Source organism: Azomonas macrocytogenes, from assembly GCF_014191985.1.
Classification (GTDB): Bacteria; Pseudomonadota; Gammaproteobacteria; order Pseudomonadales; family Pseudomonadaceae; genus Azomonas; species Azomonas macrocytogenes.
In genome coordinates, this window is record NZ_JACHXI010000015.1 from 1 (window position 1) to 11,455 (window position 11,455).

Below are 11,455 nucleotides of genomic sequence, written 5' to 3' on the forward strand. Positions count from 1 at the left end.
CGGTGTAGCGACGACGGGTAATACGTTGCATGGGAACCTCCAGGTTGCGATCAAAGTATCGCTTCCTGGCGTCCGCTCTGGTGGGGCAGGTTCAGCTGCGCGCTACATCTTGTGGGACCAAATTGGGACCATAAGCAGTCCCTTGCAGTCCTAGCAAGTCCGCCTAGGCTGTGAGCAGTGCTGGAATATGGCGCCCTGCGGCGGACTATGCAGACATGTTTGAAGGTTCAAATCCCTATCTCTCCGCCATAATGCATTCCTAAAGCCTTGAAATTTATAGATTTTAGGGTTTTTTCATTTCTAGGCGACCAAATGTCGAAGAAGTGTCGAAAATCCTTCACAGGGCTAAACGAAATAGCGTCTTGGAGATGCTCCGGCGACAGATGCGCATAACGTATTGTCATCGATAGCGACGAATGCCCAAGGATTCGCTGTAGCGTAACGACATTTCCCCCATTTATGACAATGTGTAGCGACTGCGCGAAATTTGGCGCAGTTTTGCGCGATAAATGACGAGTGCTAGATCTTTCAGTAGTGGCAATGGAATTTCATTTCTTCGGAGTCTTTCGAGAACTTGGGCCGTCCGTCTCTAAAATGTGCAATTGCGTCGCCGAGCGCTGATCATGCGATAGACTTCACCGCAACATCCTTGATACTGCCAGTGAATCCACTAGCGGCGGGCCTCAGCCTGACGGGGTCAAAGCCACTGCTTGCAATCACGACTAGGGTGGCGGTGCCGGCGACAGCCACATAATCGGTTGTAGCGACGACTACCGCACCGACGCTGTCGTAGAACTGGACGCCAACTGCGCCAGCACTTAAAACTGTCCGTGGAAATGGGGTAGAACTCCCACCCTAAAACAGGATGTAGAGCAAACAGGAAGTCAATAATCGCGCTTTTGATGTCGCCAACCCGTTAAAACGCTAGATTTTAAGAAAATCCATTCATCTAAAATCTTCCAAAAAAACGAACCTATTGTGTTTAAGGTAATTCTCATGATCACAGAGGTGACTTAAATAGTTTCCATCTTATTCTTTAGTTTTACTGCCAGAAATTTTTATTTTTAAAACAGTGATTTTTTGGAGGATTCCAAAAATGAATAAGAATGAGCAACGCATTAGAGAATTCGCCTATCAAATTTGGCAAATGGAAGGATGTCCAGATGGACAGGACATCTATCATTGGACGATGGCTTGCAAGCTCGCTGAGGCGGAAGGAAATAGTGATACCACTAATAATTCATTAGAAGATATGACTGATAAAAATAATTTCGAGAAGGATATGGTTGTAGCTGCTAATACTCCACCGCACCTTCGTGAAAATCGAAAACCTATAGTTCCCCCAAAATAAAAAAGGAAAACCTTAAGGCTTCCGAAGCCGGTCGCAAAGGCGGCCAACATAGTTATGGTAAAGATCGTAGCAAAGGTCTCTGTCTATCTGTAATGACCAACGGAAACCTGAGTAAGTCATTGCTCAGCGGTAGCTTAGTGTCCTATATCCTTTATTGGCTGTAACACTTGAGAAATCCGGGCATTGGAGCTCGATTCGGCATTATGGGCATGATTCCCCTCCATAAAGACTATTCGTACGTCCAGTATAGGCGTCGTCTAGTACCTGTAGGGTATGTGGCAGAGCTTTATTGCTAACCAAGATAGATAATGGATGCATGAACTATATTTAAAGATTGTGTAGATATTTAATAGAGGTATAACTATGAAAGTTATTTCAAAAATATGAGGCGACTTAAAATTTATCGCAGCTATATAATAATTAACTATAAATATTTCATAAGCTATTATATTAAATTAATTGCTATTCAAGAAGAGGCTAATCCAGCAAGGCTCATAAATAAACGTAATAGATAAGCCACTACCCCAAGCCCTGACACACTGATCAGCCAGATGCCCACTAACCATGCCAGCCGCCGCCATAAAGGTTTGCGGCTGACAGGAGAATATCGACGTTTCTCGTGCATTGGGTCGCTTCAATGATGGTAGCCATCGCCAGCCGTTACCTTGCCACGAAATACATAATAGCTCCAGGCGGTATAGGCCATGATGATAGGCACGATGAAAAGCGCTCCGACTAGAGCAAATCCCTGGCTTTGCGGTGGAGACGCAGCTTCCCAGATGGAAATATGTGGTGGAATGATATTAGGCCACAAGCTGATACCAAGACCGCTGTAACCGAGGAAAACGATTGCCAAGGTTAATAAAAATGGTGAATAGGTAGAGTACCTGTCAATAGCCTTCAGTAGTCTGTAACTGAAATACAGAACCAGAACCGGTACAGGCAAAAATAACAGCAGGTTGGGTAGCGAGAACCAACGCTCGGCAATATCGTCCTGAGCAAGGGGGGTCCACAAGCTAACGATGGCAATTACTAGCAACAAGACCCAGACCAATGGTCGCCCTAGACGATACATATGCCATTGCAGCTGCCCCTCAGTCTTCATCATCAACCACGTGCAGCCCAGCAGTAGATACGTCACGATCAAGGCAAGTCCGCAGAACAGGGCGAAAGGCGTCAACCAGTCCAGCGGACCTCCAGCATAAGCGCGATCGACGACGGGAATTCCTCGAATAAAGGCACCGAGTACTACGCCTTGGAAAAACGTAGCCACCAGCGATCCGCCTATGAAAGCCTTGTCCCAAACATGTTTCTTTTCCGCACTGGCCTTGAAACGGAATTCAAACGCTACCCCACGGAAAATCAGCCCCATGAGCATGAACATGATCGGCAGATAAAGCGCCGAAAGCACGACCGCATAAGCCAGAGGAAAAGCCGCAAAAAGTCCCGCTCCGCCAAGTATTAGCCAGGTTTCGTTACCGTCCCACACGGGAGCAACAGTATTCATCATCACATCGCGGTCGGTTTCACTTTTCATGAAAAAGAAAAGCAATCCTACACCCAGATCGAAACCGTCCATCACCACATACATCATAATGCCGAAGATGATAACGAGCGCCCAAAGAAAGGATGTATCGATACCCATGGTTCAATTCCTCTCACTCAGTTGATCTTTCTGCTCCGCCCGAATGTTTTCATCGGCAGCAGAGAGCGGTCTGGCGGGCGTGCGTAAGTGTCCTGGTCCACCAATACTGACCTCACGCCCCTCGCTGAGTACCGGGCCTTTACGTACAAGATGCAGCATATAAACCAGGCCGATACCGAATACCACAAAATAGATCAGCACAAACAGCACCAGCGTCAGACTCATCTGAGCCACTCCGTGCTTGGATACGGCTTCGCTGGTACGCATCACCCCGTAGACGACCCAGGGCTGCCGTCCGACTTCGGTCGTGAACCAGCCAGCCAGGATCGCCAATACACCGGATGGTCCCATCCACTGCAACACATGCAAGAAGGGGCGGGAACTGTACAGGGCACCTTTGCGCCGCAGCAAAGCGCTCCATACGCCGCAGGCGATCATCACCAGACCAAGCCCAACCATCAGTCGAAACGACCAGAATACGAGTGGCGAATAAGGGCGATCCTCAGGAGGAAAATCCTTCAATGCAGGAATGGGCTCGCTCAGGCTGTGACGCAGAATCAGGCTGCCGAGATAAGGAATTTCCACGGTATAGCGTGTCTGCTCACTCTGCATATCCGGCATGCCAAACAGAATCAAAGGCGTCGGACCGCCAGAAGAGTTATCCCAATGTCCTTCTATGGCCGCTATCTTGGCTGGCTGATACTTCAGCGTATTGAGTCCATGAAAATCTCCGATCAGCATCTGCACAGGAGCGACCAATAGCGCCATCCACATGGCCATCGACAACATTTTGCGGATCGCTGGATTGTCATTACCGCGCAGCAGATGCCAGGCAGCCGAGGCGCCGACGAAGAAAGCCGTGGCGAGAAAGGCTGCAGTCGCCATATGCAGCAACCGATAAGGGAAAGACGGATTGAAAATTACCGCTAACCAGTCGACTGGAATGATTCTGCCATCGACGATTTCATGACCTTGCGGTGTGTGCATCCAGCTATTGGAGGCAAGAATCCAAAAGGTCGAAATCAGGGTACCGATAGCAACCATCAGTGTGGCGAAAAAGTGCAGGCCTGGCCCAACCCGGTTCCAACCAAACAACATGACGCCGAGAAATCCCGCTTCGAGAAAGAACGCGGTCAGGACTTCATAAGCCAGCAAAGGGCCGGTAACGCTTCCGGCAAATTCGGAAAAGACGCTCCAGTTCGTACCGAACTGATAAGACATGACCAAGCCGGAAACGACGCCCATGCCGAAATTGACTGCAAAGATCTTCAACCAGAAATGATAGAGATCCCGATAGAGTTCCTTTCCTGTCTTGAGCCAAAGCCCTTCAAGTACGGCCAGGAAACTGGCCAAACCAATGGTGATAGCAGGAAAAATGATATGAAAGGAAACAGTAAAAGCGAACTGTACTCGCGCCAGATCGAGAGGCTCCAATCCAGACATCAACGATTCCTCATCAGTGATAACTAAAGACGGGCGCTGTTTTCGAGTATGTTCACGGAGTCATCCTGATCGAGGCGCCATCAGAACAATGACCGCATCAGGGTGAAATGATCCTGAATAATTTTCAGGTGGTACGGCTGGCTGGTTGAGAGGAAGAAGAGGTTGCCTCAGCTTGAGGCTGCATAGGCACAATGTTTTTGCTGGCATCCGCTATAGTGGAGCTGTGACTGCTTGTCGGTTTCGGAATGCCGAAAGAATGTTGCGCTCGACTAATGTTTTTACGCATTGCTCGGGAGCTGTCAGCCAGCGGGTGTCATGCCGCCGAAGTTCTCTTAGCTGCCGTCAATCGGTACTTCTCCCACTGCTTCTCATGCGCGAGGGGTTTGTCCTAGGCGATAGTGTGCAGACACGGAATGTTACGAAGCATTGCGAATTGATGCCAAACAGAATAATCCAGTTCATATCATTCTCATGTTTCGTCGAAGTTTATCCAGCCGAGCTCGATAAAGGCTTTGCAGCCAAGCTATCTAACATCGCTTTCTGATGCTGTTCTGGAATGCGAAGCAGCTTGGCAAAGCTTTCGCTCGGTTTGATTTCGCTAACGAACTTTGCGGCTTGGGTTGGCAACGCCTGCAGTAACTGTTCGAAATACCCCGTATTGCCTACTGGACCCAAGGTCTCAAAAACCGTATTGCAGGCTTTAAAGCCTCGTTGGGTTTGCCCTTCAATAATCAGCAGACAACCCAGCGAAAAGAGATCGCGCATTGCTGCGCCCATGTCAGGGTTGGGTAAGCGCTTGATAAGGCCAAGCAGAGGGATAACGCTAACGCAACTGTGCGTATCGACATCCATTTTGAAATCAATGGCCTTCGTGCTCTGCACCATGAACAGTCCATTAACAAAGAAGGGCATGGTTATTTCCCCGAACCATCAGTTCGTTGATTGAGACGATCTCTTCTGCCAGCACGATGTACTCGCCGATCAGGCTAGTAACGGTATTGAACTGGGTGGTAATCGTCGTGGATGGTGGATTGAAGTCATAGGGATTGCCATTGTTGGCATGCCACAGAGCGGTGGCCACCGAAACCGGATTGTCGGTTTTCTGCATCAGCGCATTGACTACTCTCCATTTGCGCATCGGGGTCTGCTGGAGGGCCAGCAATTTCTCCGAGGTGCTGAAATCCAGTTCGCAGGCGTTACCATTACTCGCCTGATAGCTCTGCCAACTCGAGGCATATTGAGTACCAAGGGCATTGGAGACATAGGATGGCGTGACCAGGCCATTGATGATATTGGCGTAATTGCTCTGGAAGATATTGACTGGATTTCCATTGAACGAACTGTTCCCATTAAAAATGGGAACGCTAGCTGTAATAAGGTTTATCGTCGTCTGATTTTGTACTTGGGTGCTTCCCGTCGCTACCTGGAAGTCATCAGGATTGCGCAGTTGATTGCTCCGTTGCCGGTAGTACAACAGGCTTGTCAGATTCGCCAAAAAATTCTGGGTCATGATTGTTCCGTTTTCCTTGGAAAAACTCATTGGCGATAGATTAATGCTGTTGGGCTAATGCTATAGAACTGTGATAATTCCTTACTCATCCTGCCCATCGTTCAGATCATCACTACACCGCTATCGCAAAGATCGGCGCACACCAGATGCGTTGTCGACGTAGTGGGCGGTAATGATCTTGCTATGGTCTAGTCGGTGATGAACGGCTTCATAGACAGACATCTCCATCTAAGGGCAAATCCTGTTCCAAAATTTTAATATATTGATTTATAAGCGTTTATCTATATTTTGTGTTTTTCTTGAGGAAAGGGTGGATGATTTCGTCCAGATTTGGTTTGGGAGCATGGACGAAAGCATCCACTCCTATGCCAGACCGTTCAATGGCGAGGTTGGTTTGGGTTGGTAAGTGCATGGCGCTGGGACAGAAGGAAGAACGCCCCCAAAGGGGGCGCAACAAGCTAGTACTGGAGGGATAGAGTGGCCGCCTGTTCTCCGGGCAGGCTACAAAGTCGTGATCTTGCTATATGTGAGCCGGCTGGGACGCAGCTTCATGCGCACCAGGGAGACCAGGAAGCCAAAGCCAGCTTGGTTCGGGTCGATGATCGGGACATAGGTGCCCAGGGTTTCCTCCAGCAGGGTGGCGACCCGGTCGGCCACGTTGACGAAGCCGGTGCAGCCCAGCAGCAGCGACTGCGCGCCGTCCTCGCGGACTGCCTTGAGGGCCTGTTCGAAGGTCCTGGCGACCACCACGTCGAGGTTGTCGAGGTCGGCCACGTTGCAGTCGACTGCGCGGATAGAGGCGAACGAATCCGCCAAGCCATAGGTCAGGACGTGGCCGCGCTGCATGGCCAACGTACTTTCTAGCACTGTGATAATGGAGAAGCGCTGACTCAGGGCCAAGGCGGTGAAGGCCGAGGTTGGAAAGCCGCCGACGATGGGAATATCGATGACCTCGCGAGCCGCCTCTACGCCGCACATGTCAAAGTCGGTCAGCCAGATACCGTCGAAACCCTCCTGCTCAATGCTGCGAGCCAGTTCCACCACCGGCATGCCGTTCTGCAGCCAGTTGGTACGATTTTCGATACAGGGATGGCCCTCGGTGATGTTGCGGATTTCTACCTGCACATCAGCGGGGATGACCGGGGCGATGGCTTGCATGATGTGCTCGTTGTAAGCGTCGGTCGCCGCCGGGGCCAGCACGCAGATGCGCAGAGAAGTGCTCATGCGACCACCTCCGTGGTGCCTTGCTGCAACTGGCTGACCGGGACGTAAGGCCCCAGATAGCCCATGCTGGCCAGCAATTGCTGGAAGGAGTCGAGGATCAGCCCGCCCGGTATGCGCAGCGCAGGGTCGGCCTGCCAGGCGAGCAGGGTGACGGTGCGCTGCTTGACTTCGGGGGCAAGCTCGCCGTTGGCTAGCACCAGGTCGCCGTTGGAATATACCGCTTGGCCCGGCCCCTCGACGAAATATGCAAGACTGTCGGGGGCTAGCAAGATGGGCTGGGGACGCGTGCTGTCCCAGGCCAGCAGCGACTCATTCTGGTAGACCACCGTGTAGCGGCGCCCTCCGGCCTGCAGGTAGACCTTGCCCAAATCGAAGCCGCCAGCGGTATCCAACTCAGCCGAAACCAGTTCGCCGGGCTGGGAGATCGCCCGGGCGACGATGCCGAACTGCCGGTCCAGGTAGTCGATCATGGCCGTTGCGCTGCCGATCTGCCCGGCCTGCAGAGCGCGACCAAGTTGCAGCGCGCGTGACAGGGTGGCGCGGATGGGCAGAGCGGTGGGCAATTGCGCCGGGGTCATGATCCACATGGCCAGGCCGCCAAACTCGCCAAACTGCGCAGCGGCGACAATCGGCCGGGTCATTTGCTCAACGATCACCGATACGTCCTGCTGGTGCGTCAGATCGCCGTTGGTGCTGCCGCGCGGCGTCACGTCCAGCTCTACGCACAGCTCGCCTTGGCTAACGAGGAAGGTCGGCCGCGGGCTGATCTCGGCAGCGGCATAAGTCAGCATCGGCAGCGACGGCACAGCGCGTCCGGCGCCATCGGCGTCAACCACCGCGAGCCCCAGCTTGGCCGCTACCAGACAAGCGACGACGAAGCCGAGGGCGCCGCTTTCCGGGGAGACCACATAGGCTAGCCGGCGGCCCTGGGTCGCCAGGCGCTCCTGCACTTGTCTGACCGCGGCTACGGGACCGATGGGATAGGAGGTGCTATTGATCGCTTCGGGGGCGCCCATGTAGGCGACCATCACGGTGTCTCCGTCACTGGCTTCCTCCACCGACACCACCCGCACGCGTTCGCTGGGGTAGTAATCGCCCTCGTGGAAGTTCGCCGCCAGGTGGCGGGCGGAGGTGATAGTGCCGCCGCCACCACTACCGAAGAAGGCCCCGCCCAGCAGCAGGGATTCCAGATCCTGGGGACCGAGTTCATACGCCATGTGTCACTCCTTGTCTTGCATAGTTGTGGTGATGTGTGGTCAATGCTCGGCGCCTAGTTCCGCGAGCAACTGCAGTGCCCGGATCAGGCTTGGCGGCGGCACCTCTAGGGCAACGCCGCGCAACGCCCGGGCGAGCACCTCGGCGGCCTGTCCGCAGCGGTGAGTCTGGCGTAGCAATTGGGCGAGCTGGGTGGCGGCGGCGATGCGCGCAGACACTGAATCCAACGCCATGGCGGTGGACAGGGCGCTGCGCAGCTCCTGTTCGGCACCGTCCGGGTCACCTTGCGCCCAGCGGGCCCGTGCCTTGACGGTCTGTAGCTCACTCAGATAGGTCCGCTCCTGATGCTCCAAGGCCAGGTCCAGCGCATGGGTCAGCAGGCTCTCGCAGTCGGCGGGACGATCGGCTTGCAGCAGCAGTTCGCCGCGCTGCCAGGCCTGGAAAGAATGGAACAAGCGGCCGCCGTGATTCAGCATATGGCTTTGGTAGCCCTCCAGCATGAAACGCTCGGCCTCGGCGAAAGCGCCAAGCGAGCCAATATGGCAGCCGCGGAAGACTTGGCCGATGCCCCGGTAGAAGGTGAAGCCGTGGGTCTCGGAGAGGGATTCCAGATCCGCCCCCAGGGGGCCTAATCGCTCCCTATCCTCGAACAGGCAGGCCAGCCAGGCAGCACCCTGCAAAGCCAGGGCGCGGTTGAATGGATGTGGGTTGTCTTTGCCACAGCGTAGCAGCAGACGCTGCATGGCCTGCCGTGCTTGGCTAAAGGCACCCAGCTGAAAAGCCGCCAGGCCCTCGAAGGTCAGCGCCAGGGCGTTCAGGTCGAAGCCCTGCAGGCCGCTGCGTTCGTCATTCTCGCCACCTTGTAGCAGTCCGCCGCGGGCCAGACAGGCGATGGCTTCTTCGCAGTCGCCCAGCCAGAACAGGGTATTGGCCATAGCCACATGGGCCTCGTCCAGAGCGGCCGGGCTACCAAGATCGTGGGCGCGCTGCAGCATGTTCTGCGCCGTGGCGCGAGCTTTACTCAGCTCCAGGGTCATCAGTTGGGTGGCCCAGATACCGAACTGCATGGAGGCCAGCTCGACACCGTCGCCCAGACCTTCTCCCGCCTGTAGAGCGGCCTCGTAGCAGGCGCAGGCCTCGGTGCACAGCCAGCCATTCACACTGCGCAGACTGACCCCAAGTAGTCGATAAGCCTCGAACTGCAGAATGCGGACATCATCTCGCTTGGGTAGCCTTTCCAGGCAGCGGCGCAGAAGGGGAATCGCCTGGCGGAATTCTGCCGCCTCGACACACTGACGGCCCTGCTCCAACAACGTTTCGGCTTCGCGGCTGTGGGCCTCGCGGGACTTCAAGCGGCGCTCAACGACCTTGCGATTCACGCCCAATAGCAGGGCGGCCGCGCTCTTGTTGCCGCCGCTGCGTTGCAGTGCCCGGTCGATCAGCAGGTTTTCAGCCGCCTGTAGTTTGTTGTCGCTCTCCAGTGCCAGCAAGGCGTCGGCTAGGCTATCTTGCCCGTCGTGACTGACCTCACTCGGTGCAAGGAACGGCTCCAACTGCTTGGCATCGATTTGCGTGGAGATGGCCAGCACCCCCAGCCGGTCAATCAGGTTGCGCAACTGGCGCACATGGCCCGGCCAGTCGGCCAGACTCAATCGCTTAAGCGATTCTGGCGAGAATGACAGCTGCCGCGACTGACGGGCGGCGAAATGCTTCACTAAGGCCGGGATGTCCTCCCGACGCTGCTCGAGGCCTGGCACTTCGAGCACGAATACCGCGAGGCGGTAGTACAGGTCCTCGCGGAAGCGGCCTTCCTGCACCATGGCGAGCAGGTCTCGATGGGTAGCCGCGACGACTCGACCTTCGAAACGTAGCGCTTCGTTCGAACCGATCGGGCGAAAGTTACGGGTCTCCAGCACCCGCAGCAGGCGGGTCTGCAGCGATAGCGGCAACTCGCCAATCTCGTCGAGAAACAACGTGCCCCTACCTACCTGTTGGAAGTAGCCGGGCCGCTGGCTGATGGCACCGGTGAAGGCCCCTCGAGCATGGCCGAACAATTCGGACTCAATGAGGTTTTCCGGGATTGCTCCGCAATTAACATCCACGAAAGGCTGTTCGGGGGATAGGCTGCAGGCATGTACTTGCCGCGCTACCACCTCCTTGCCCGAGCCGGTCGGGCCGCAGACAAGTAGGGTGTGATCGGTGGGCGCGACGCGCTCGATCAAGCTCTGTAGGGATCGAAAGGCGGGAGATTCGCCCACAATTTCCGTCAGCGCGCCGAATGAAGGGAAGTCGAGCATTAGTGCCTGTTCCTAGAGGAAGCAGTGCCGGAATAAAGCAAGAGCGGACGCAGCTTGAAGCGATGTTGGGCACAAGTTTAGTAGGTGATGTCATAAATCCGCAAGCTGTTTACAACACGTAAGCTCACGTTTTTCCTGAATAATTTCGCAAAGAATTAGCGATTCACGCTGCAAGGACCTGCTGCCCGGTCGTATGGGCCATATAGGAGTGACAGTCCGGGACCAAATCCCTAGTCAATCGTTTTGAATGATTGAACTATTCGTAGCATCTATTTTCAGTACAATAGTCGAAGTTGACAATATAACAGCCAGTTGTTTCGAAGCAGGGCTGATTAAGTTGTATAAGAGCTGATTGAGCCGCGTCCGGTTCTTCCGGACAAATACGTGCCCATAAAGGGGGTTACCCATGAGTACCTGGATCATCGCTTTTAATAAAGATGGCAACACATCTAGCATCAAGGTTGACTCCGGTCGCCAGCCAGATTTAGATGATGCTGTCGAATTGGTGACTCGAAAAGCAGAGCAGGATTATGAAGTCCTAAATTTCGAGCCTGATCTGAATGAAGAGCAAACTCCAGCCCTAAAACTAGCTGAACGGTATGGCATAACTATTACAGGCATTGCCCAGATCTGATTCTAAGTGAGGCAGCTTGTATATATAATAAATAGCCCGAAGAAAAGAGAGGGTATGTTTAAAGCGGAAGTCTTTTTATAGGGTAGACGTTCCGCCATATATCAAAATAAAAAACCCCGCATAGGCGGGGTTTTTT

General features: G+C 54.0%; 9 protein-coding genes and 2 pseudogenes. 2 read left to right on the forward strand and 9 right to left on the reverse strand.

All coding sequences use genetic code 11. From position 1 onward, the window contains the following. Nucleotides 1–227: 227 nt before the first annotated feature. Nucleotides 228–470, reverse strand: a pseudogene (locus tag FHR87_RS19275) (hypothetical protein); the annotation flags it as partial. Nucleotides 471–1,096: 626 nt separating this feature from the next. Between FHR87_RS19275 and FHR87_RS19660 the strand changes: the two are divergent. Continuing rightward, nucleotides 1,097–1,216, forward strand: a pseudogene (locus tag FHR87_RS19660) (DUF2934 domain-containing protein); the annotation flags it as partial. Nucleotides 1,217–1,817: 601 nt separating this feature from the next. Here FHR87_RS19660 and FHR87_RS13450 read toward each other — a convergent pair. The 8 genes from FHR87_RS13450 to FHR87_RS13485 all read right to left on the reverse strand — a co-directional run bounded on the left by FHR87_RS13450 (nucleotide 1,818) and on the right by FHR87_RS13485 (nucleotide 10,685). Continuing rightward, nucleotides 1,818–1,976 (reverse strand): DUF2474 domain-containing protein, encoded by a 159-nt coding sequence (locus FHR87_RS13450; protein ID WP_183167245.1) that lies wholly within the window; start codon nucleotides 1,974–1,976, stop codon nucleotides 1,818–1,820. 9 nt (nucleotides 1,977–1,985) lie between these two features. Next, complete coding sequence (cydB, locus tag FHR87_RS13455) at nucleotides 1,986–2,996, reverse strand: cytochrome d ubiquinol oxidase subunit II (RefSeq protein WP_183167246.1); 1,011 nt, start codon at nucleotides 2,994–2,996, stop codon at nucleotides 1,986–1,988. A gap of 3 nt (nucleotides 2,997–2,999) precedes the next feature. Beyond that, on the reverse strand, nucleotides 3,000–4,439 hold the full coding sequence (locus FHR87_RS13460; protein ID WP_183167247.1) for a cytochrome ubiquinol oxidase subunit I: 1,440 nt from the start codon (nucleotides 4,437–4,439) through the stop codon (nucleotides 3,000–3,002). Nucleotides 4,440–4,925: 486 nt separating this feature from the next. Further along, nucleotides 4,926–5,351 (reverse strand): hypothetical protein, encoded by a 426-nt coding sequence (locus FHR87_RS13465; RefSeq protein ID WP_183167248.1) that lies wholly within the window; start codon nucleotides 5,349–5,351, stop codon nucleotides 4,926–4,928. Further along, on the reverse strand, nucleotides 5,335–5,949 hold the full coding sequence (locus FHR87_RS13470; RefSeq protein ID WP_183167249.1) for a hypothetical protein: 615 nt from the start codon (nucleotides 5,947–5,949) through the stop codon (nucleotides 5,335–5,337). Before FHR87_RS13470 ends, FHR87_RS13465 begins: the two co-directional genes overlap by 17 nt. A gap of 501 nt (nucleotides 5,950–6,450) precedes the next feature. Continuing rightward, the gene (locus tag FHR87_RS13475; protein ID WP_183167250.1) at nucleotides 6,451–7,173 is read right to left on the reverse strand and encodes an aspartate/glutamate racemase family protein; all 723 of its coding nucleotides are present in this window, start codon (nucleotides 7,171–7,173) and stop codon (nucleotides 6,451–6,453) included. Then, on the reverse strand, nucleotides 7,170–8,390 hold the full coding sequence (locus FHR87_RS13480; RefSeq protein WP_183167251.1) for a DUF917 domain-containing protein: 1,221 nt from the start codon (nucleotides 8,388–8,390) through the stop codon (nucleotides 7,170–7,172). Before FHR87_RS13480 ends, FHR87_RS13475 begins: the two co-directional genes overlap by 4 nt. A 39-nt stretch (nucleotides 8,391–8,429) precedes the next feature. Beyond that, the gene (locus FHR87_RS13485) at nucleotides 8,430–10,685 is read right to left on the reverse strand and encodes a sigma-54-dependent transcriptional regulator (protein ID WP_183167252.1); all 2,256 of its coding nucleotides are present in this window, start codon (nucleotides 10,683–10,685) and stop codon (nucleotides 8,430–8,432) included. 406 nt (nucleotides 10,686–11,091) lie between these two features. Between FHR87_RS13485 and FHR87_RS13490 the strand changes: the two genes are divergently transcribed. Beyond that, a complete protein-coding gene (locus FHR87_RS13490; RefSeq protein ID WP_183167253.1) occupies nucleotides 11,092–11,319 on the forward strand; it encodes a hypothetical protein in 228 nt (75 codons plus the stop codon). Nucleotides 11,320–11,455: the final 136 nt, after the last annotated feature.

Bases quoted from the DNA above. Each gene is read 5' to 3' on its own strand.
- FHR87_RS13450 (WP_183167245.1), bottom strand. From the start codon at position 1,976: ATGCACGAGAAACGTCGATATTCTCCTGTCAGCCGCAAACCTTTATGG.
- cydB (WP_183167246.1), bottom strand. From the start codon at position 2,996: ATGGGTATCGATACATCCTTTCTTTGGGCGCTCGTTATCATCTTCGGC.
- FHR87_RS13460 (WP_183167247.1), bottom strand. From the start codon at position 4,439: ATGTCTGGATTGGAGCCTCTCGATCTGGCGCGAGTACAGTTCGCTTTT.
- FHR87_RS13465 (WP_183167248.1), bottom strand. From the start codon at position 5,351: ATGCCCTTCTTTGTTAATGGACTGTTCATGGTGCAGAGCACGAAGGCC.
- FHR87_RS13470 (WP_183167249.1), bottom strand. From the start codon at position 5,949: ATGACCCAGAATTTTTTGGCGAATCTGACAAGCCTGTTGTACTACCGG.
- FHR87_RS13475 (WP_183167250.1), bottom strand. From the start codon at position 7,173: ATGAGCACTTCTCTGCGCATCTGCGTGCTGGCCCCGGCGGCGACCGAC.
- FHR87_RS13480 (WP_183167251.1), bottom strand. From the start codon at position 8,390: ATGGCGTATGAACTCGGTCCCCAGGATCTGGAATCCCTGCTGCTGGGC.
- FHR87_RS13485 (WP_183167252.1), bottom strand. From the start codon at position 10,685: ATGCTCGACTTCCCTTCATTCGGCGCGCTGACGGAAATTGTGGGCGAA.
- FHR87_RS13490 (WP_183167253.1), top strand. From the start codon at position 11,092: ATGAGTACCTGGATCATCGCTTTTAATAAAGATGGCAACACATCTAGC.